Source organism: Gaetbulibacter aquiaggeris, assembly GCF_044003965.1.
Taxonomy (GTDB): Bacteria; Bacteroidota; Bacteroidia; order Flavobacteriales; family Flavobacteriaceae; genus Yeosuana; species Yeosuana aquiaggeris.
Window position 1 is genome coordinate 151,264 of the sequence record NZ_JBAWKC010000004.1, and the last position, 22,544, is coordinate 173,807.

The 22,544-nt window shown below is 32.9% G+C and carries 19 protein-coding genes; 6 read left to right on the plus strand and 13 right to left on the minus strand.

Annotated features, from left to right (window positions below):
* Positions 1-36 precede the first annotated feature (36 nt).
* Together V8G56_RS12480 and hisS are read right to left on the minus strand one after the other, a co-directional pair.
* On the minus strand, positions 37-921 hold the full coding sequence (locus V8G56_RS12480; protein WP_395438786.1) for a carbohydrate kinase family protein: 885 nt from the start codon (positions 919-921) through the stop codon (positions 37-39).
* A 149-nt stretch (positions 922-1,070) separates the two neighbouring features.
* Complete coding sequence (gene hisS, locus V8G56_RS12485) at positions 1,071-2,441, minus strand: histidine--tRNA ligase (protein WP_395438787.1); 1,371 nt, start codon at positions 2,439-2,441, stop codon at positions 1,071-1,073.
* A 127-nt stretch (positions 2,442-2,568) separates the two neighbouring features.
* On the opposite strand from hisS, the gene V8G56_RS12490 reads away from it, so the two are divergent.
* The gene (locus V8G56_RS12490; protein ID WP_395438788.1) at positions 2,569-3,810 is read left to right on the plus strand and encodes an ABC transporter permease; all 1,242 of its coding nucleotides are present in this window, start codon (positions 2,569-2,571) and stop codon (positions 3,808-3,810) included.
* Here V8G56_RS12490 and V8G56_RS12495 read toward each other — a convergent pair whose 3' ends face one another.
* The 5 genes from V8G56_RS12495 to rpsF form a co-directional block, all read right to left on the minus strand.
* Positions 3,811-4,278 carry a DUF6495 family protein gene (locus V8G56_RS12495; RefSeq protein WP_395438789.1) on the minus strand — a complete coding sequence of 156 codons (468 nt, stop codon included), beginning with the start codon at positions 4,276-4,278 and terminating at the stop codon, positions 3,811-3,813.
* Positions 4,279-4,338: 60 nt separating this feature from the next.
* On the minus strand, positions 4,339-7,464 hold the full coding sequence (locus V8G56_RS12500) for a TonB-dependent receptor (RefSeq protein WP_395438790.1): 3,126 nt from the start codon (positions 7,462-7,464) through the stop codon (positions 4,339-4,341).
* 113 nt (positions 7,465-7,577) lie between these two features.
* On the minus strand, positions 7,578-8,030 hold the full coding sequence (gene rplI / locus V8G56_RS12505) for a 50S ribosomal protein L9 (RefSeq protein WP_395438791.1): 453 nt from the start codon (positions 8,028-8,030) through the stop codon (positions 7,578-7,580).
* Positions 8,031-8,043: 13 nt separating this feature from the next.
* Positions 8,044-8,340 carry a 30S ribosomal protein S18 gene (gene rpsR, locus V8G56_RS12510; protein ID WP_331630007.1) on the minus strand — a complete coding sequence of 99 codons (297 nt, stop codon included), beginning with the start codon at positions 8,338-8,340 and terminating at the stop codon, positions 8,044-8,046.
* 2 nt (positions 8,341-8,342) lie between these two features.
* Positions 8,343-8,681, minus strand: a complete 339-nt coding sequence (gene rpsF / locus V8G56_RS12515) for a 30S ribosomal protein S6 (protein WP_395438792.1) — start codon at positions 8,679-8,681, stop codon at positions 8,343-8,345.
* A 196-nt stretch (positions 8,682-8,877) separates the two neighbouring features.
* On the opposite strand from rpsF, the gene V8G56_RS12520 reads away from it, so the two are divergent.
* Positions 8,878-9,573 carry a LytR/AlgR family response regulator transcription factor gene (locus V8G56_RS12520; protein WP_331630011.1) on the plus strand — a complete coding sequence of 232 codons (696 nt, stop codon included), beginning with the start codon at positions 8,878-8,880 and terminating at the stop codon, positions 9,571-9,573.
* Positions 9,574-9,575: 2 nt separating this feature from the next.
* Here the strand turns inward: V8G56_RS12520 and priA are convergent, their stop codons facing one another.
* The 3 genes from priA to nadC all read right to left on the minus strand — a co-directional run bounded on the left by priA (position 9,576) and on the right by nadC (position 13,929).
* The gene (gene priA / locus V8G56_RS12525) at positions 9,576-12,029 is read right to left on the minus strand and encodes a replication restart helicase PriA (RefSeq protein ID WP_395438793.1); all 2,454 of its coding nucleotides are present in this window, start codon (positions 12,027-12,029) and stop codon (positions 9,576-9,578) included.
* Positions 12,030-12,032: 3 nt separating this feature from the next.
* Complete coding sequence (locus V8G56_RS12530; protein WP_395438794.1) at positions 12,033-12,974, minus strand: YihY/virulence factor BrkB family protein; 942 nt, start codon at positions 12,972-12,974, stop codon at positions 12,033-12,035.
* A gap of 94 nt (positions 12,975-13,068) precedes the next feature.
* Complete coding sequence (nadC, locus tag V8G56_RS12535; protein WP_395438795.1) at positions 13,069-13,929, minus strand: carboxylating nicotinate-nucleotide diphosphorylase; 861 nt, start codon at positions 13,927-13,929, stop codon at positions 13,069-13,071.
* A 125-nt stretch (positions 13,930-14,054) separates the two neighbouring features.
* Here nadC and rlmH point away from each other — a divergent pair, with 125 nt between their 5' ends.
* Positions 14,055-14,528, plus strand: coding sequence for a 23S rRNA (pseudouridine(1915)-N(3))-methyltransferase RlmH (gene rlmH / locus V8G56_RS12540; RefSeq protein ID WP_395438796.1), 474 nt, complete (start codon positions 14,055-14,057; stop codon positions 14,526-14,528).
* 108 nt (positions 14,529-14,636) lie between these two features.
* Here the strand turns inward: rlmH and V8G56_RS12545 are convergent, their stop codons facing one another.
* The 3 genes from V8G56_RS12545 to V8G56_RS12555 are packed head-to-tail and all read right to left on the minus strand — an operon-like array spanning position 14,637 to position 19,055.
* Positions 14,637-15,182, minus strand: a complete 546-nt coding sequence (locus V8G56_RS12545; RefSeq protein WP_395438797.1) for a GDSL-type esterase/lipase family protein — start codon at positions 15,180-15,182, stop codon at positions 14,637-14,639.
* Between the two features lie 10 nt (positions 15,183-15,192).
* Entirely contained in the window at positions 15,193-16,833 is a 1,641-nt protein-coding gene (locus V8G56_RS12550) for an AMP-binding protein (RefSeq protein WP_395438798.1), read from the minus strand.
* A gap of 2 nt (positions 16,834-16,835) precedes the next feature.
* Positions 16,836-19,055: a M1 family metallopeptidase gene (locus V8G56_RS12555; protein WP_395438799.1), complete on the minus strand. Its 2,220-nt coding sequence runs from the start codon at positions 19,053-19,055 to the stop codon at positions 16,836-16,838.
* Positions 19,056-19,195: 140 nt separating this feature from the next.
* Between V8G56_RS12555 and V8G56_RS12560 the strand changes: the two genes are divergently transcribed.
* The 3 genes from V8G56_RS12560 to V8G56_RS12570 all read left to right on the plus strand — a co-directional run bounded on the left by V8G56_RS12560 (position 19,196) and on the right by V8G56_RS12570 (position 22,534).
* Complete coding sequence (locus V8G56_RS12560) at positions 19,196-19,768, plus strand: non-canonical purine NTP diphosphatase (protein ID WP_395438800.1); 573 nt, start codon at positions 19,196-19,198, stop codon at positions 19,766-19,768.
* 70 nt (positions 19,769-19,838) lie between these two features.
* Positions 19,839-22,058, plus strand: coding sequence for a RelA/SpoT family protein (locus tag V8G56_RS12565; RefSeq protein WP_395438801.1), 2,220 nt, complete (start codon positions 19,839-19,841; stop codon positions 22,056-22,058).
* Between the two features lie 23 nt (positions 22,059-22,081).
* On the plus strand, positions 22,082-22,534 hold the full coding sequence (locus V8G56_RS12570) for a Fur family transcriptional regulator (RefSeq protein ID WP_395438802.1): 453 nt from the start codon (positions 22,082-22,084) through the stop codon (positions 22,532-22,534).
* The last annotated feature ends 10 nt before the right edge of the window (positions 22,535-22,544 follow it).

Below are 22,544 nucleotides of genomic sequence, written 5' to 3' on the forward strand. Positions count from 1 at the left end.
AATATTTATAATATATAGAATATTAAAGTAATTTAATTATTCAGGATTCATAAAAACCTCAATATCTGAAAGTTTGATATTGGGGTTTGCTCCTTCACTTTGAGCCACTAAAGCGCCTACAGCGCAGGCAAAATCAATAGCTTCCTGAGGTTTCTTTTTGTTTAGTAGCTGACTTATTAATGAACCTAAAAAGGAGTCCCCTGCTCCAACGGTATCCTTTACTTTTACAAGATAACCACTGTTATAGTAAAAGGTACCGTCATATAATAAAACAGCCCCGTGATTCCCTTTGGTAACACAGAGGTGCTTTGTATTGGTTGCTTCGGAAATAAAACGAATATTTTGCTCCATTGATAGATATTTAGAACCCAGATAGGCACTTACTTCATAGAGTTCATCATCATTAAATTTTATAAAATGTGCCTTGTTCATAAGATGAATCAAAAGCTCTTTTGTATAATGTGGTGCTCTTAAATTCAAATCAAAAACATTATAAGAGGATACTTCAACAAGCTGTAATAAGGCCTCCTTTGAAATGTCATCTCTGGCTACCAAACTACCAAAAACAAAGGCATCTGAATTTAAAACTAAGGCTTTCGCCTTTTCATTAAAAATAATTTTATCCCAGGCACATGGATAGGTGATATCATAAGTTGCAGATCCTTTATCATTTAAGCTTACATGAACCTTTCCTGTTTCCAGTCCTTCATGCACTTGCATATAATCTGTATCAAGGCCGCTTTCAGAAATATAGTCTAAAAGGGTCTTTCCATACATATCATTTCCTATAGCACTAATGATAGCAACTTCATGATTAAATGATTTTAACCTTAAAGCGACATTTAATGGTGCTCCACCTATCTTTTCATGTGTTGTGAACACATCCCATAAAACTTCACCAAAGCATGTTATTTTAGCCATTTTATTCTCTTAAAATTATTAAATCCTTTTATAAAAAATTGAATATTAAAAATAGATACTGAATACGCAAAGTTTTCTAAAAAAAGTTCTTTTAAAATAATATAATTTCCTTAATCGATTTTCGAGTCATAAATTAATTTAAGGCTCCTTTATATGATATGATTAATTAACTCTTTTAAATTCAAGGCTTCCTGAGTTCCGGAAACCATGTTTTTTAAGGTATACGTATTTGATTTCATTTCTTCCTCTCCAACCAAAACTACAAATGGTACCTTTCTTTTATTAGCATAATTCATTTGCTTTTTCATTTTAGCAGCATCAGGATATAATTCTGCATGGATATTATTTTCACGCAAATGTTTAATCGCTTTTAAGCTGAATAAGGCTTCCTTCTCACCAAAATTGATGAATAAGACATCAATAGTCTTAGTGATGGTTTCAGGAAACAGAGCCAATTCTTCTAAGACCAGATAAATTCTATCCAATCCAAAACTGATACCCACGCCACTCACATCTTTCAAACCAAAAATACCGGTTAAATCATCATATCTTCCACCACCACCAACAGAACCCATTTGTACCTCTTTGGGAGCCGATACTTCAAAAATAGCCCCTGTATAGTAATTTAAGCCACGTGCTAAAGTAACATCGAGTTGTAATGAAGCGGTTTCTAATCCTAAGGTGCTAATCGCGTTATTAATAAATTCTAATTCTTCAATGCCCTTAATGCCTTCTTTTGAAGAGGCCAAAATAGTTTTAAGAGTATGCATTTGACTTTCAAAACTTCCCTGTAAACTGAATAAAGGTTTTAATTTATCAATGCCTGATTGCGGAATATCCTTGCTCAACATTTCTTCTTTAACCTTCTCCTCGCCTATTTTATCAAGCTTATCTAAGGCCACCGTAAAATCAATCAATTTATCATGTGCTCCAATAACTTCAGCAATCCCCGAAAGGATTTTACGGTTATTTATTTTAATCGTAACCCCATCTAATTTTAAAGAAGAAAAAACAGCATCGTAAAGTTGCACAAACTCTACTTCCTGCCATAAGGATTGTGAACCAACCACATCGGCATCACATTGGTAAAATTCTCTAAAACGTCCTTTCTGAGGTCTGTCGGCACGCCATACCGGTTGCATCTGATAACGCTTAAAAGGAAATTCTATCTCGTTTTGGTGTTGTACTACATAGCGCGCAAAAGGTACTGTTAAATCATAGCGCAGCGCCTTTTCAGAAATTATTGAAGTTAATTTATTTGAATCTTTAATAGTGTAAACTGAATCATCCACCTTGCTTAAATAATCGCCTGAATCTAAGATCTTAAAAATCAACCGGTCTCCTTCTTCTCCATATTTTCCCATTAGAGTTTCAGAATTTTCAAAACTAGGAGTTTCTATCGGTTGAAATCCAAAAGTTTCAAAAACAGTTCTAATCTTTTGAAAAATATAGTTTCGCTTAGAAACCTGTTCTGGATTAAAATCTCTTGTGCCTTTAGGAATACTTGGTTTTTGAGCCATTTAAATATTTTTAATACACAAATATCTTAATTTTTAATGTGACTTGATACCTTTTTTAAAATTTATAGTAACTTTATTGTCCTTTCATAGTCTAACAGGAAAAGTGAATAATTTATAAATCCGGTTTATGTTTTCATTAGTACGAGAAAATATTAGAATTGCTATAAATTCTATAAAAAGTCAAATATTACGTACTATTTTAACTGTTTTAATAATAGCCATTGGCATTACGGCTCTTGTTGGCATTTTAAGTGCTATTTCTGCCCTTGAAAACACCATATCAAGTGATTTTTCATCCATGGGCGCCAACACCTTCAATATACAGCGTGATGAGTTTCAAGTGCAACGTCGTGGCGGTGGGGAACGTCAAAAACAAAATCCTGTTATAACCTATGCAGACGCTAAGGATTTTATTGAAAAATATCAATTCCCTCTGTCTTCCATTTCTCTTGTCTTTACAGGAACTAATGCTGCAGAAATAAAATATGAAAGTACAAAAACGGATCCTGATGTTCCTGTTTTAGGAGCCAATGAAAATTATTTACAAAATTCGGGATTTAAAATAGCCTTAGGAAGAGAATTCAACTACTTTGATGTTGAAAACAACAATAATGTATGCGTTATTGGTGTGGATCTGCAAAAGAAATTGTTTAAAGAATTATATCCATTAAATAAAACCATTAGTGTAAGAGGCACTAAATTTAAAGTTATTGGCATATTAGAATCAAAAAAAACAGGGTTGGGAAGTAATGAAGATTATCGTGTTATCATTCCTATTCAAAAAGCGCGTTCCATCTTTACAAATGCGAATATCAATTATGGTTTAAGCGTTAAAATAGAAAAAAAGGAACTTCTTGAAAATGCTCAGGAAGAGGCCGTGATTACTTTTAGAAAAATTAGAAAATTAAACCCGATTGAAGATAACAATTTTGCTATTGAAAACAGTACTGATTTGATTAACCGCGTTGGTTCTATCACGCAATATTTATATATGGCCGCCTGGATAATAAGTATCATTACCATTTTTGGATCTTCTATTGCCTTGATGAATATTATGCTGGTATCTGTTACAGAAAGAACTCGTGAGATAGGTGTCAGAAAAGCCTTAGGCGCCAAGCGTGCCACCATTGCGTTTCAATTTTTTGTTGAAACAATTATTGTTGGACAATTAGGTGGTATTTTAGGTATTATCTTAGGCTTGTTAATAGGTTTAGGCGTTTCGGCGGCAGCCGGATTTAATTTTACCACGCCTTGGTTAGCCATGTTTAGTGCCTTTTCTATTACGTTTCTTGTGGCGATATTATCCGGTTTAATACCTGCTATTAAGGCCTCTAAACTAGATCCTGTGGAGTCATTACGTTATGAATAACTAATTGATGAGCTTATTAAAATAGTTGTACAAATCACCTTTTGTAATTACGGAACCTTGTTGAATTAGTTTAAAGACATCAAGATTTCTGTCGTCAGAATATTCCTTTTTTGCTTGTAAAAACGCTACATTTTCATCCATTAAATTTTCACGCAACCAATTAAAGCCTTCCTTAGTAGTCATGTCTACTTTATTTTTTAAAGTCACTGCTATCACATGCATATGGTCATTATTGATAGAAAACAGATGCATGTGCTGTGGCGAAATATGCTCTAGGTATTTAGCACTTTTTAAAACACCTTCCCAAATTAAATCACTGAAAACATCCAACTCCATTTCTGCCAGTTCAGGCCTATTCTCCTTTAAATTTTTCCACTCATCAGCGGTCACGGACTGTGTCGCTAAAAAGTTTATAAATTCTTGTTGTAATTCTTCGAATTGCTCTTTGGTTAATCTACTATACTTCATAATAAAAAAAATGCGCTCCTATTTAGGAGCGCAAATTTAATAATATAAATTCTTTTATTTTTAGAAAATATAACGTAATCCTACTTGCGCTTGCCAGCGTGAAGCTAAACTAGAGTCAAAACCAAAGGTTTTTGTTTGATTAGGATCAAAAGAATATGTTGGAGTTCCTGTACCATCAACCGATACACCAATTGGTTGTACATTGTTTGGTTGCTGAATCACGCCCCAATCAGAATTGATCAGATTACCAACATTAAGCACATCTATACTAAATTGAATCGTATTCGTTTTGTTTTCAGATACTTTAATATTATAATCTTGTAAAAATTTAATATCCCATCTGCCTCTCCAAGGTGCAATAGCCCCGTAGCGTTCAGCATATTGGCCACGTCTTCCGCTTAAATAATCATCCTGTGCAATATAAGCATCTAAAGCAGCGCCTTGTCCCGCACCTGCAAATTGCATTTGCGTAATTTCACTTGAAGTTGGCACATAAATAAGATCATTTAAATTAGAACCATCGCCGTTAATATCTCCTCCATAGGTATAATTAAAACGTCCTCCTTGTGCATATTCAAAAAAGGTTGACAAAGTAGTAGACCATTGATCATTTCCATAATTCCATTTTTTACTCATGACACCAATGAATCTATGTGTATCACCATATTTAGAATAAGATAACGCATCATCATTAACATTCCCTAAAGCAGCATTAAAAACAAAGGCATCTCCTGTAATTTCTGCTTCAATAGAGTTCACATCTTTTGAATTTAAATAGCTGTAAGCTAACATCGTGTAAAAACCATCATTGAAGGTTTTTTGAGCTTTCACAGAAGCATTCCAAATACGACCTTTATCTGAATTAGTAAAAACATAAGCGTTATTAATAATATCAGCAGAAGTATAAATCGCTCTATTATCTACGCCTTGTAAGGTTCCTGACGGAGGTAATAAGCCCCAGTTTTGAACATGAGCACCATTAATGTCTTTAGTATAAGAAACATCACCTGTTAAAATTAAACCATTTTCAAACTTATAGTCCGTTCCTAAATTAGTTCTCCAAACCTGTGGAAACTTATAATCTGGGTCGACCATTTGGTAGAAAAATACTTCCGGATTAGCAATCTGATTTCCTAACCATACGAATGGGAAACGCCCCGTAAATAAACCTGAACCACCTCTTAACTGGAAAGTATCATCACCATTCACGTCATAATTAAATCCTAAACGAGGAGAAATCAACCAATCATTATTAGGCATCTGCGTATTATCTAATTTTACGGTCTCTCCTGTATTTGGATTCACATAAGGTATATCTGGCACATAACAACAAGCTCTGTCAATTACATCCTGAGCCTTTTTTGCTGAATCAAAAAACAATGGTTTATCAAAACGCACACCATAAGTAAGTTTGAATTTATCGGAAAGATTCCATTCATCCTGCGCATAAAATGCTAATTGTCCAACATTAGTTTCAGCTAATGACCATCCACCAGCAACACCTGTACCATTCGCTTCTAAAGCAGCATGTGCCGCGGTGGCATCATTTAACATAGCTTCCATGCCGCCACCGGGACCTGCATCTGCAAGAAATTCGGCAACACTTCCATATGATGGAAAAAAGACACCTCTTGCTCCATATACTCCCAGATTAAAAGAGTTATCAAACTCAAATTTTTCAAAAGAAGTACCAACGGTGAAGGTATGATCACCTTGATAAAAACTTAAATTATCAGTGAATTGAAACACCTTTTGATCTAAAGTATTGTGAATTGAAAAAGGCTCATGACCAGCTATAATATAATTAGATCCACCTTCAAGAATAGTAATAGTTGGAGCTGGAACAGAAAGCGGGTTTCTGAAATCATCAAAATGCGTATAACCTACCTGAAGCTTATTACTAGAAGTTGCTGATAAGGTTGAATTCAATTCTAACTGAATAGATTGTAATTTATTATTGATTTCATAACCTGTATTTTCAAATTGAAGCGTTGCCGCATTTGGACCTCTGAATCCAAGTGCTGTAGGATGTGCAGGTTTTTCTTTTGAAGCATCTAACCAGTTATAAATAATAGCTAAACGGTTTTTCTCATTAATATTCCAATCCAGTTTAAAAATCCCTTTAGTAGATGCTGAAGCATAAGTAAAGCCTTCATAAGCACCCGTATTGTATCCTAAGTCTGATAAAGCACTTTGAACCGCTATCATATCTGAAGCAGCGACTCTAGATTCATTAATAGCTCCAGTACCTCTATTAGGTACCCAACCATTAGATCCTAAATCTGAACGCTCATCTTTTTCAAAATTGGCAAAAAAGAATAATTTATTTTTTATAATGGGTCCTCCTATACTGACGCCATACTGTTTTTGTTTTAAGTCAGGTCGAACAACATCTTCGCCATTTATTTTCTTACCTGTCATTTTCTCATTTCTTGTAAAACCATAAACGGTTCCATGAAACTCATTAGTACCACTTTTGGTTACTGCGTTTACTGAGGCACCAGTAAACCCAGATTGTGTGACATCGTATGGTGCTGTAGAAACTGAAATTTGATCGATCGCATCCAAAGAAATTGGCTGTGCATCTGTTTGTCCACCAGGCGTTGGAGCATCTAAGCCAAATGGGTTATTAAATATGGCGCCATCTAAAGAGAAATTATTGAACTGGTCATTTCTACCACCAAAGGAGTTTCCACTTGCTGTAGGTTCTAATCTTGTAAAATCGGAAGCAGAACGAGAAATGGAAGGCAAGCGTGTTAATTCGCGTCTTCCTACACTTGTTTCTGCCCCTGTTCTATCACTACCAAAGGTACCTGTACTGGTCGTGCTAGATACAACAACCGCATCTAATTGCTGACTATCTGGTACAAGCGTTAAATCTAAACTAAGTGTCTTACCCAAATCTAAGTAAACATCATTAAAAGTTTGTGCCTTGTATCCAATATAACTTACTGTTATAGTATAGGGCCCACCAACACGAAGATTTAATAGGTTGTAACGCCCGTCAAAATTGGTAGCCGCCCCATCTTTTGTACCTGTTGGTGTGTGAACAACAACAATATTAGCTCCCATTAACGGCTGAGAAGCTTCATCTAATATTAATCCTTTTATATTAGAGGTAGTTACTTGCGCTATCGCAAAACTTACGCTCAACATAAACATAAAAAACAAAGTAATTTTTTTCATTTATCGAAAATTTGAATTAGTGATCCAAAAGTAATGAATAGTACTCAAAAAAAAGAGGGCCACTCAAATGAGTGGCCCTTTTTTTATTAACTATTGTTAACTATTTTTTTTGATTAATCTGCTTGTGCAATAACCTCAAATGGTAAGTCAACAGTTACATCTCTATGTAAACGTACAGTCGCATCGTACTTCCCTAAACGCTTCACATGTCCACCTGCAACTGAAATATACTTTTTATCAATTGATTGTCCTTCTTTTGCCAATGCTTCAGCAACATCTATATTGCTTACAGAACCAAATAATTTGTCTCCAGCACCTACTTTAGCAGTAATTTTAATTTCTAATGCTTTTAAAACTTCAGCAATTTTATTGGCATCATCAATTATTTTCTTGTCTTTAAACGCTCTTTGCTTTAAATTTTCTGCTAATACTTTTTTAGCTGAAACTGTAGCCAAAATAGCTTGTTTTTGAGGAATTAAAAAATTTCTACCATAACCGTTCTTAACCGTTACAACATCGTCTTTAAATCCTAAATTTTCAACGTCTTGTTTTAATATAAGTTCCATTGTTATCGGTATTTTATTTTAATAAATCTGCTACGTAAGGCATCAAAGCTAAGTGACGTGCTCTTTTTACAGCCACAGAGACTTTTCTTTGGTACTTTAATGAAGTTCCTGTTAATCGTCTTGGTAAAATTTTTCCTTGCTCATTAACAAAACCTAATAACCAGTCTGCATCTTTATAATCTACATACTTAATACCAGACTTTTTGAAACGACAATACTTTTTAGTTTTGTTAGTTTCAATGTTTAAAGGCGTAAGATATCTGATTTCTCCGTCTTTTTTTCCTTTTGCTTGTTGTTCAATTGTTGACATAATTACGCTTTTTCTTTAAGTTTTGCTCTTCTTCTTTCTGCCCAAGACACAGCATGCTTGTCTAAACTAACAGTTAAATAGCGCATAAAACGCTCGTCACGTCTAAATTCTACTTCTAATGGGGCAATTACTTCACCATCAACAGTATATTCCATTAAGTGGTAAAAACCACTTTTCTTGTTTTGAATAGGGTAAGCTAATTTTTTTAGTCCCCAGTCTTCTTTCGATATCATCTTAGCTCCTCTAGAAACAAGAAAATCTTCGTATTTCTTTACTGTTTCCTTTATCTGATCTTCAGATAAAACGGGATTTAAGATGAAAACAGTTTCATAATGATTCATAAAAATCTAAATTTATTATTAAAATGGGTGCAAAAATAATCTATTTATTTATATATTGCAAGTATATTCCACGTATAATAGAGTTATTTTATATATGTTAAATTTATGTTAAAATAAACAGTTTAACGATGAAATTTGGTTTTTATCCGAATTTTTTTGTAATATTGTCGATATCTTAACCGAAATATAAAATGTTATGACTTTAAACTGTGTAGTAGTAGACGATTCAGCAATACAACGTCTCTCAATAGTCAAGTTAGTAGAGAACCACCCCTCTCTCAACTTAATTGCGGAGTACAGTAGTGCTTTAGAAACTAAAAATGGTTTAAATACAAATCAAGTAGACCTTATCTTTTTAGATATTGAAATGCCAGTACTTAATGGCTTTGAACTCTTGGATGTATTAAACAACAAACCCCAAATTATTTTTGTAACCGGTAAAACAGAATATGCTTTTAAAGCATTTAACTATGATGCTACCGATTACTTACACAAACCAATTACCAGAGAGCGTTTTAATATTGCTGTTGAAAAAGCATTAGAACAGCATAAATTAACCTTAGACTTTAATGAAGAAGAAGGTGAACATATCTTTGTAAAAAGTAATCTTAAAAAACGTAAAGTTTACATTAAAGACATTAAATGGATTGAAGCTTTAGGAGATTACGTAAAACTGGTCACTGAAGAGAATAGTCTTGTAGTATTATCTACAATGAAATCTTTTGAAAAAGAATTGCCGGAAAATAAATTTCTGAGAATTCATAAATCTTATATTGTTAATCTAGATAAAATAGATAGATTTAACAGTAAAAATGTGGAAGTTGGTGCTTATGAAATTCCTTTAAGTAGAAATAAAAAGACCCAATTAGTAGATGCTTTAAATAATATTTAATTCTAAAAGTTATCGACATTTAAAATTACTTTTACCGACCTAAAATCCTTAATACTTGAGAAGCTGTTATTAATTTTAATAATAGCTTCTTTTGTTTTTACTAAAGATTGCTTTTTAGGAATTTTTATCAATATGTTTTTATGAAATTGATTCCTGATTCTTGCAATAGGGGGTGATTCCGGACCTAAAATAGCGTCTCCAAAAACTTGTCGCAGTGATTTAGCCATCCATTGAGACCCTGCCTCTACTCTATTATAATCTTTATGCTTTAGGGTGATTTTAATTTGCTTGTAAACAGGCGGGTATTTATAATTATAACGATCATTCATTTGTTCGTTATACATTTCTATGTAATTATTGGTAGAAACCTGTTGCAGGATTCTATGTTCCGGATTATAGGTTTGAATTAAGACTTTACCTCTTTTATCCGTGCGTCCTGCCCTGCCAGAAACCTGTAACATCAATTGAAAACTTCTTTCATGTGCTCTAAAATCTGGAAAATTGAGCATATTATCAGCATTCATAATACCTACAAGTTTTACATTTCTAAAATCCAAACCCTTGGTTAACATCTGCGTTCCAACCAAAATATCAACTTCCTGTTGTTCAAAAGCAGTAATTATTTTTTCATAACCATATTTGCCTCTTGTGGTATCCAAATCCATACGGGCAGCCTTATAATCAGGAAATAATAATTTTACTTCTTCTTCTATTTGCTCCGTACCAAAACCTTTACTGTCTAACTCAATACTTCCGCAAGCTGAGCATGTTTTAATCATAGCTGTATGGTAACCACAATAATGGCAACGTAACTGGTCTTTATATTGATGATAGGTTAAACTCACATCACAGTTAGGACATTGTGGTGATATGCCACAGGTATTACATTCTACTATTGGAGAAAATCCTCTCCTATTCTGAAATAAAATAATTTGATTTCCTTCTTTTAATGCTTCCATCATTTCCTCAATGAGTCGGTCACTAAAATGCCCTTTCATCAATTTGCGCTTATGCTTATCCTTAATATCAACTAATTCAATATCGGGCATTAAAACATTATTATAACGCGTATTAATTTCCACAAAACCATACTTATTTTGTTGCGCATTATAATAACTTTCTAAACTTGGTGTTGCAGAGCCCAAAAGTGTATTAGCCTCATGTAAATTTGCTAAAACTATGGCGGTATCGCGTGCATGATACCGAGGTGCAGGATCAAATTGTTTAAATGATTGTTCATGCTCCTCGTCAACGATAATCAATCCTAAATGATTGAATGGTAGAAAGACAGAGGAACGCGCTCCTAAAACAATTTGAGCTTTATTTTTATTTTCCAACACATTATTCCAAACCTCAACACGCTCTTGTGAGGAGTATTTTGAATGAAAAACAGCTACTTGCTCTCCAAAATAATTTTGCAATCTGGTAACCAGCTGTGTGGTTAAGGCTATTTCTGGCAGCAAATACAATACCTGTTTGTTTTTTGCTAATGCTTCCTCAATAAGCTTCACGTAAATTTCAGTCTTTCCTGAAGAAGTCACACCATGTAACAACACCACCGCCTGATCATTAAAGGATTCCTTAATTTCACTTAAAGCTGTTTCCTGAAATATGTTTAGGTGTTTTGAAGCTTCATTTTCTTCGCCCGAATATTGCACTCTATCTGTTTGAATAAAATATTCTTCAAGAACGCCTTTATCGATTAAAGTTTTTATAATGGACGCTGAAGCATCGCTTTCATTTGATAAATCTGATACTTTAACAGGCTTTTTAGTTTTTGCTGAAATTGAAAATAAAGAAAGAACTACTTGGCTTTGTTTAGGCGCTCTACTTAATTCTTCTAACAAGTTTTGCAGTGCTCTTTCTGAAGTAAACTGAGCATGCAACTTTACATACCTAACTAATTTCGGTTTATATTTTTCGTAGACTTCTTCTTCAATTAAAATGGCCTCTTTATCAATTAATCGTTTAATGACCGGAAGTACCGTTTTTTTATCAAGTATATTAGAAATATCATGAATTTTTAAGGAAGATTGATGCTGTAATGCTTCATAAACCAGAAATTCATCATCTTTTAAATCATCATCATTTATGATTTTATCAGGATTTAATACAATGATTGTTTCACTCTCCAAAATAAAAGCATTCGGCAAAGCTGCTCTCATCACATCTCCTAAAGTACACATATAATAACTCGCAATCCATTGCCAAAGATTCAGTTGAATCGCATTAACAACAGGGGATTCATCTAAAATCTGATCAATAGCTTTAGCTTCATAAACAATTGGAGCTTCAGTATGTATATTATAAACTATTCCTGTGTATATTTTTGATTTCCCAAAAGGAACTGCCACACGCATGCCTGCTTTTAAAAAGTCTGCTTCAGAGGGCGTTATACTGTAAGTAAATAGTTTTTCAAGTGGTATTGGAAGTATGACGTCAATAAAATATGTCATGACCTAAAACCTTTTGCGTAAATTATTCAAGGACGCATTCAATTCATGACCTAATAAAAGAATATTGGCATTTAACCATAAATAGAACATTAATATTAATAGCGCTCCTATAGATCCATATAACTTATTGAATTGTCCGAAATTCTCAATATAAAGTCCAAAAAGATACGAGATCAATATAATTAGAAAAGTTGTCAATAAAGCTCCAATAGAAAAGAAATTAGAATATTTCCCTTCTTTTGTTCCAAAATAATATAAGGTGGCTGTCGCTAAATAAACCATAATAATAAAGAAGACATATTTTGCAACATCAAACCAAAAAACTGTTTGAGACTCCACTTGATAGCCCCGATTACCCAAAACATCTAATACTTTTTGAACGACATAAATTTGAAAATACCCTAATACCACTATGGTGAAAATAAGGAGAAATGCTAAAATTAAAGAAACACTTAAAGCATACAGATACTGTCTTATTGCATTTCTGCCAATCTGTTCATGATATGAATTTGTAAAACCAGAGAACACAGCATTTACACCATTACCCATTAAAATAATAGATAATAAAAACACGGTAGACACTAAACCACCACGCTGAGACTGATCTATATTTTCAAATATATTTTCAAAGAAAAACTCTGATGTATTTGGTGGCAAAAACGATTCCAAAAATTTTAAAAATTCAATTTTAAAATCATCAATAGGCACATAAGGAATCACAATTAAAACAAATAGAAGAAATGGAAATAAGGCCATAAAAAAACTAAAGGCAATAGCACTGGCCCTTGTGGTTAAAGCACCTCTGGCAATTCCAATAACATATAACTCCAATAAATCATAAAAAGAAAGACCTTCAAGACCAGGAAGCTTTAGTCTTTTTAAAAACTTAAATAAAATATTGACTATTGGTATTTTAGAAAGCTTGTCTTCTATTGGTTTTGTCATTAATAATTGTATCTGTTATATTTTATGTAAAGTTATTAAATTAAAAAACTTATATACTTTCTATTTTAACAAATTCAAAAACTAACTGACATCTCTATTTTATAGCTTTAAGACTTAAATCCATATTATAAACTGAGTGTGTCAAGGCACCACAAGAAATATAATTCACGCCCGACTCAGCATAATGTCTTATTGTTTCTTCGTTAATATTACCTGACGACTCAGTAAGGCACTTATTACCGATTAATTTGACTGCTTTTTTAGTGTCCTCATAATCAAAGTTATCTAATAAAATTCTGTAAATTCCATCACTTTGGAGAATTTCTTTAACCTCAGTTAAATCTCTGGCCTCAACCATAATATTTAAATCTCTATCAGTATCCTTTAAATATTGTTTTGCCATAATAATAGCTTTAGTAATACCACCGGCAAAATCAATGTGATTATCTTTTAGCATGATCATATCATATAAGGCAAATCGGTGATTTTCTCCACCACCAATTTTAACAGCCCATTTTTCTAAAGCACGAATTCCAGGTGTTGTTTTCCGTGTATCTAATATTTTTGTTCTGGTACCCTTCAATAAATCAACAAACATTCTGGTTTTAGTTGCAATAGCACTCATCCGTTGCATGGCATTTAAAACGGTGCGTTCTGCCATTAAAATAGATTTAGGAGAGCCCTCAACATACAAAACGATGTCGCCGTAAGAGACCTCAGAACCATCTTCTATTAAAATGTCAATTTTTAAACTTTTATCGACATAGTTGAATACTTTTTTTGCAAAAGCTACACCTGCAATGACACCTTTGTCTTTAACCAAAAGCTTTGCCTTTCCTCTCACGCCGTCTGGAATACAAGCAATTGAACTATGATCACCATCACCAACATCTTCTCTAATTGCATTAGAAATTATAATTTCTATTTCTTTGTCAAATTGTTCTTTAGTTATCATTTGTTTTAAAATTTAGTGCTAAAATAAGAAATTGATTGGCTTTAAAAGATTTTCAAATTATGTATTTTTTAAAAAAATCAGCTTTAATTATGTAATTCATAATTTTCAAATAGTAATTTTGTTTTATGACAATAAAACTTCTCGCCATTGGCAAAACAGACAACAGAGAGCTTCAATCATTAATTGAAGATTATCAAAAACGATTGAATTTTTATATAAAGTTTTATTTTGAAATCATTCCTGATTTAAAAAAAGTAAAAAATTTGAGCGAAGAGCAACAAAAGCAAAAAGAAGGTGAGCTTATACTAAACTGCTTAAATGCTACTGACGTCCTTATTTTATTGGATGAAAATGGTATACAATTAGATTCCCTTGCTTTTTCAGACTATTTGCAAAAACATATGAATTCAGGAATAAAACAATTGGTGTTTGTCATTGGTGGTCCTTATGGTTTTTCTGATGAAGTGCATAAACAGGCAATAGGAAAATTATCCCTATCAAAAATGACATTTTCACATCAAATGGTCAGACTATTTATAATTGAACAACTTTACAGAGGATTCACCATATTAAAGAATGAACCCTATCATCACCGGTAATTATTTTATATTTCTTATAACGTAACGGTTAGTCAAAAAAAACGCAGCATAGAATAATAGAGCCCCGTTCATGTTCAGGGAATTAATATTTTTTTTTAAAACAGTCATTTAAAAAAGGCCGTGCCATTTTTCTCTTACAAGATTCATCATAAAAACATGCCCTTTTTCGTTATAATGCATACCATCTTCCATAAAGAAATCTTTGTCTATACCCTCATTAAAATTAATACACTTGATTTCTTTAGTTGAACAGAACTGAATTAGTAACTCTTGAAATTTTTTAATTCGTTCAGAATAGTTTTCACCTATCACATTAAGTTCATTATGATTATAGCAAGGTGTTGGTATTCCAACTAAAGGCATTACATTAAAATATGATGCCTGTTTGCACATAGCATAAACATTGGAAATTATAAATTCGTCATTTAAACCAAACCATAAATCATTGGTACCACCAAAAATCAAACAATGTGTTGGCTTAAACTCCCTAATTGCAGCCATAAACCGGCTTAACATACCCGAAGTTGTATCACCATTAATTCCGAAATTAATGACGTCTATATTCAATTCAATTTCAAGTAAACTGGTCCATTTTTTTGAAACGGCCGTTTCATAACCAAACGTCAAACTATCTCCTATGCAAAGAAGTTTCATAGTATTTAATTTATTCAAAAATAACGAAGTCATTCATTTCAAACCAGGACTGATAATAATCTTGATGTATTTTCTCTATGTTATTGCGTTTCACTTTTAAACTTGGAGTTGCTAAGCCATTAGCTACAGTCCAGTCTTCTTTCATTATAACCACTTTTTCCAATCGTTCATGCTTTTCCAAGTTAGGATTGATGCTTTTTATTGTATCCATCAAACTTTGCACTAAATCAATTTTAGATTTTGATTTACCAAGTTCAGATAAAGTAATCAATGCTATAGGCTGCGGAATTCCTGTGCCTACAATACAAATCTGTTCAATATCAGTATTATGAGAAAGTAACAATTCAATATGAGATGGAGAAATATATTTACCTTTATCCGTTTTAAACTGATCTTTTACTCGACCCGTTATGGTTAAAAATCCATCATGATCAAATTCGCCCTTATCACCCGTTTTTAAATAGCCTTCTTTATCAAAAACTTTAGTAGTTTCTTCAGGGTTTTTAAAATACCCCAACATTAAACAGTTGTTTTTAATACAGATTTCAGCTTCTTCTGTTAATTTAACTTTGACACCATTAAGAGTTTTACCAACCGTACCAATTTTATTGTTCTGATGTGTATTAAAATGAGAGACACAGCAATCTTCAGTCATCCCATAACCTTGCAAAATTTTAATATCAAGCTTTTGATACCATTTTACTAAACTTGAGGCTATGGGAGCCGCTGCAGAAGCAATAAAGACGGCTTCTGCCAAGCCGAGTTTCTGTTTAAGCTTTCTTTTAATTAGTGTATTAATAACAGGAATATTTAAAAGGATGCCTAACTTGTTTTGAGGTATGGTTTCTAAAATTTTTTCTCTAAACTTGGTCCAGATTCTTGGTACCGCAAAAAAGAGATGTGGTTGTGTTGCTTCCAGTTCTTTTGCAAAAGTTTCTAAGGATTCTGCAAATGTGACATTACCACCAAAAACCAGACCTGCATTCACTAAAACACGTTCTGCAACATGCGCCAGTGGCAAATAAGAAAACAATTTAAGATGGTCTGGAAATTCAAAATGTGTTTTTAACGTTTTGGAACTCTCCATAAAACTGCCTGAACTATGCATGACCCCTTTTGGAATCCCTGTGGTACCAGAAGTATAAATAATAGTATGTAATTTTTCTTTTTGCGGTAGGTTTATATTAACCAATGCATCTTGTTTTGCAATAATATCTTCCCAGAGCATTCCACTTGATTGATCATATAATCCAATACTAATTTTATGAATTTCCGGGATACCGCTTTTTTGAGATTCAAAATCATCTAACTTACCAATGATAATTGCCTTTGATTCACTATGTATTAATATTTGATGAATACTATCCGCATTCAGTGTTGGGTAAATGGGAATGGAGACGCAATCAGCCATCATAATAGCAATATCTGCAAGCACCCAATGCGCACAATTCTTTGATATTAAAGCGATATGAGATTGCTCAGGTAAATTTAAAGACTTTAAGTAAGCGCCTATCTTTCGGGCCTCTACTCCTGCTTGCGCATAAGTATATTCTTTTATTTTACCATGAACTGGTTGCCTTAGAAATACTTTGTTTGGCGTGGTTGTTTCCCAATATAAAAATGCTTCTAACGGTGAATTAAATGCCTGCATATTTAATTCTTACTTTTAAACTTATCAAAATCAGATGGTTCTTCCTTTTTTGGAAAGTTATTATTATTCATATCAGTGTCAGCAAATTCAAAGTTAGGATCTAAATTAACTTGAGTCACTTCTTTGTCTTTAACAAACGTCTTCTTTATTTCATATTCATTAAGACGCCAAATTTCAGCCGGCAATTTGTCCATTTCTGAACTTCCATCTTTAAATATCCATTCTATAGTGACTGGCATTACCAGACCACCCACATTTTTTATGGTCACTTCGTAAATATTCTTTCCTGATAGTTGCTTGCGAATCTCTGGTTCATCAAGCCTCGATAAAAATTGACCATAACCTTGATCTGAAGTTGAGGCCATATTTATTACTTCTGGACCACTTGAAAAATCTTTTGCTTTGCCACCAGAATTTTCACCTTCAATTTTCATTTTCACATTCTTATTTTGATCTTCAATATTCAAGGATTCTTCATACACTTTAAACCATTTCACATCAGATAATTCCATATCAACATTATCCGTAGTAAAAAACCATCCTTTAAAAAACCAATCTAAATCAACAGCTGTGGCATCTTCAAGTGTTCTAAATAAATCAGCGGGATTTGGATGCTTATATTTCCATCTATTGCAATATTCTTTAAATGCCTGATCAAAAAGTTCCTTCCCAACAATTGAATTTCTTAACATTTGAAGACCAACGGTAGGTTTTAAATAAAAGTTAGCCCCAAATTGACTAAATAATTCATTATCTGATGTTGTCATAATAGGACGCATGATACTCTTATCTCCACTCATAAAAGGCACAACTGTTCTAGGTTGAAAACTATAAAAGTCAGGATATCGTTCTGAAATGGTTCTTTGATGAATAAAGGTGTTTAATCCTTCATCCATCCACATCCATTTGCGCTCATCAGAGCTTATAATCATAGGAAACCAGTTATGTCCTACTTCATGAACTATAGTTCCTATCATGCCTTGTTTGGCCGCATCACTCATTTTTCCATCAACAGGACGACCTCCGTTAAAACTAATCATAGGAAATTCCATTCCAATATTTGACGTATTCACAGAAATAGCTACAGGATATGGATATTCAAAAGTTGATTCTGAATAAACCTGCAATGCATTTACTACTGCCTTTGTTGATTCTTCCTGCCATACAGGTAGTCCTTCTTTAGGATAAAAGGACATAGCTAAAGTATTGTGATCAGAAAATTTTACGGCTTGTGCATCCCAAATAAATTTACGAGAGGACGCAAACGAGAAATCCCTAACATTAACTGCTTTAAATTTCCATGTTTTTAACCTAGCTGATTTTTCTCTTTCATTAGCTTCGGCTTCTTCTTTGGTCACAATTAACAATGGTTCATCAAAAGATTTTCTGGCTTCTTCTAATCGCTTAAGCTGTGTTTTATTTAAAACTTCACTAGCATTTTGTAATTCTCCTGTGGATGCAATAATATGATCTTCCGGAACCGTAATATTTACTTCATAATTCCCGAATTCAAGCGCAAACTCCCCCAACCTGTTAAACTGCTGATTTTGCCATCCTTCAGTATCATTATAAACAGCCATTCTTGGAAACCAATGCGCAATCAAATAAACGGTATTCTCATCCGCTGGAAAATATTCATAACCTTCTCTAGACAATAAAAACATGCTTCTGTCCGTGATTGGATAAGACCATCCAATAGAAAAACTTAATGATTCACCAGATTTTAAAGGTTGATTAAGAATTACTTTCATCATGGTATTATTTACCAAAGATTTGATGGCATTTCCGCTTTCATCTTTTATAAATTTAATGGTATAACCTGCCGGAAAATCAATCGCTCTTGTAAGAAACTGCATCTGGCGGGTACTCATACCTTCTGTGATGCTATTATTTACTGAGCCAAAATCTTCACTACCTTTTTTATTAATATTCTGTTCCAGCTGAATCCATAAATAATTCAGATCATCAGGCGAATTATTAAAATAAGTAATCATTTCTTCACCCGAAATGGTATTATTCTTTTCATCTAAAACGACATCAATTTTGTAATTAGCACGCTGTTGCCAATAATCCTTACCAGGTGCGCCGCTGGCTGCTCTAAAAGAATTAGGCTGATTGATTAAATTATCAATGGGCTCAAATTTACCTTGCCAAGGTTGGTTTTGAGAATGACTATAAAAAGTTGATAAAAATGACAAAACAATGATTAGAATCCGTTTCATTTGGAAAGAATTTATTTAATTATATTTTAAGAGGACAAGATATAAATTTTAGATATATTTTTAATATATAAAAAACAAGGTCTCAATTTTAATTTTAGCTTTGTTGAATTTCGGTACGAAACTTACAAAATATCCTATCTATGCAACTCGTTTTTGCCACTAACAATCACAACAAAATTAAAGAGGTACAAGTCTTGTTGCCCGAAAATATTAAACTCTTAAGTTTAGACGAAATTGGGTGTTTTGAAGATATTCCAGAAACGCAAAATACCATAAAAGGCAATGCCATTCAAAAGGCTGAATATATAAAAAAGCATTTTGGTTATGATTGCTTCGCTGATGACACCGGACTTGAAGTAGCTATTTTAAATGGCGAGCCAGGTGTTTTTTCTGCTCGTTATGCGGGGGAACAAAGAAATGCAGATGATAATATGCAGAAACTACTTGAAAGTCTTAAAAATCAAACAAACAGAAAAGCACAATTTAAAACAGTCATTGCCTTACATCTTAACAATAAGCTACACACTTTTGAAGGTGTTTGTGAAGGAATCATTACAGAAATAAAACATGGTAATGAAGGATTTGGATATGATCCTATATTTAAACCCAATGGGTTTAATGAAACTTTTGCTGAAATGGATTTAACCCAGAAAAATAAAATTAGTCACAGAGGTAAAGCCATTGAATTACTAGTTCATTTTTTAAATTCTTAACCATTTTAATTTAGAAATTAAAAACAACAAAGCTGTTGTATGTTAATATTCTTTATGCTATTTTTAGTTTATGACAGATGAAGCTATAGAACAAGAAAATGCAGCCATTGCCAAAGCCTACAAAGAGTTATTAAAAGTAAGTTACAGAACGCTAACCAACGAGGATAAAAAACTTATAAGAAGTGCTTTTGATGTGGCACTAGATGGCCATAAAAACCAACGCAGAAAATCTGGGGAAGCCTATATTTTTCACCCATTAGCCGTTGCAAAAATTGTTGCACAAGAAATTGGTTTAGACGCCACCTCCATTGCTGCAGCTTTATTACATGATGTTGTAGAAGATAATAAAGATATCTCTATTGAAGATATTGAGCGCCTTTTTGGAAAAACAGTAGCTAAAATTGTTGATGGATTAACTAAAATTTCTTCCTTAAGTAAGGAGCAAGATATGCACGCCTCTTTACAAGCAGAAAATTTTAGAAAAATGTTATTGACGCTGAATGATGATGTTCGGGTAATTATTATAAAAATTGCCGATAGGCTTCATAATATGCAAACAATGGATGCCATGCGTCCAGACAAACAAGTCAAAATTGCCTCAGAAACACTCTATATATATGCGCCATTAGCCCATAGAATTGGCCTCTATAATATAAAAACAGAACTTGAAGATTTGGGCTTAAAATATACAGAGCCCGAAGTTTACAATGATATTTTATATAAAATTAAGGAAAGCAAAGAAGAGCAAGACCTTTATATAAACGAGTTTAGTCATGTTATTAAAGTTTCTTTGGATAAAGAACACCTCAATTATACTATAAAAGGCAGACCCAAATCTATTTTTTCTATTCGTCGAAAAATGTTAAAACAAGGGGTTTCTTTTGATGAGGTGTATGACAAGTTTGCTATTAGAATTATTTATAAAAGTGACCCAGAAAACGAAAAGTTTTTAGCCTGGAAAATTTATTCTATTGTAACGGACCATTTTAGACCAAATCCCATCAGACTTCGAGATTGGATATCTTCGCCCAAATCAACGGGTTATGAAGCACTTCATATTACTGTAATGGGACCAAAAGGCAGATGGGTGGAGGTGCAAATAAGAAGTGAGCGTATGAATGAAATTGCTGAAAAAGGATATGCTGCTCATTATAAGTATAAGCAGGATGAAGAAAAAGAAGATAATTTAGAAAACTGGATTAACAGATTACAAGAAGCCCTTGAAAATCCAGATATAAATGCCGTTGATTTTGTTGAACAATTTAAGCTTAATCTTTATTCAAAAGAAATATTTGTTTTTACTCCTAAAGGTGAGCTCAAGTCTTTACCGAAAGGTGCCACTGCATTAGATTTTGCTTTTAGTATCCACTCTGAAGTTGGAATGAAAACAAGAGGCACTAAAGTTAATGGAAAACTGGTTCCTTTAAGTCATGAATTGCAAAGTGGAGATCAGGTAGATATTTTAACTTCTGATACTGCCAAGCCAACTACCAACTGGCTGGATTATGCAACAACTGCAAGAGCCAGAAGTAAAATTAAATCAGCATTAAAAGAAGACAGAAAGCGGGTTGGTGAAGAAGGAAAAGAAGTTTTAAGAAGAAAATTAAAGCAATTAAAAATCACTTTAAATGAAGCAAGTATCAATGAGTTAGTCAACTACTTTAAACTTAAAACAAGTTTAGACTTATTTTACAGAGTTGGTATTGGCACTATTGACAACACCATGCTGAAAGATTATGCTTCCTCAAGAAGCAATGCCCTAATGAGTTTTATTAAAAATAAAATTACCAGAAAGGCTAACATAAAAAAAGAGGATTTAGAAAAAGAGGAAGTCACGTCAAATTATGATTCCATTGTTTTTGGTAAGGAAGAAGAAAAACTAGATTATAAATTGGCCAATTGCTGCAATCCGATTCCTGGTGATGAGGTCTTTGGTTTTTTAACCGTTACAGAAGGCATCAAAGTTCATAAAAAAAACTGTCCAAATGCAGTTAGCTTACAATCTAATTACGCATACAGAATCATGTCTGCCAAATGGATTGATTCAACACAACAAGAATTTTTAGTTCAAATAAGTGTTTCAGGTATTGACCACATGGGTCTTGTCAATGATATTACTAAGGAGATATCATCAAATATGCACGTAAACATGAAAAGTTTAAGTTTTGAAAGTGATGACGGTTTATTTACAGGCAAAATAAATATTATTGTAAAAAACAATACACTTGTTAAAAAACTAATTGAAAAACTTAAAAAAATTAATGGCATAGATAAAGTGAATAGAGTATAAAAGTGTAAATTTGTCTTGAGATTATGAATGTAAAAGTGGATACAAAAAATCAGGATATTGTTAAAAATGTCTTTACTGCCTTTTTAGAAGGCAATGGTCATCGTAAAACTCCTGAACGCTATGCCATTCTTCAAGAAATTTATAATAAAACAGAACATTTTGATATAGAGTCTTTGTATCTCAGCATGAAAAACAAAAAGTATCGTGTTTCTCGTGCAACCCTTTATAATACTATTGAATTACTGTTGGAATGTGGCCTTGTTAGAAAACATCAATTTGGTCAAAATCAAGCACATTACGAAAAATCATATTTTGACAGACAGCATGACCACGTTATTCTTACGGACACAGGAGAAGTTATTGAATTTTGTGATCCTAGAATACAATCGATTAAAAAAACAATAGAAGAAGTTTTTGATATTGAAATCAGTAATCATTCACTCTACTTTTATGGAAATAGAAAAGCAAAAAAATAATTAAAACTTA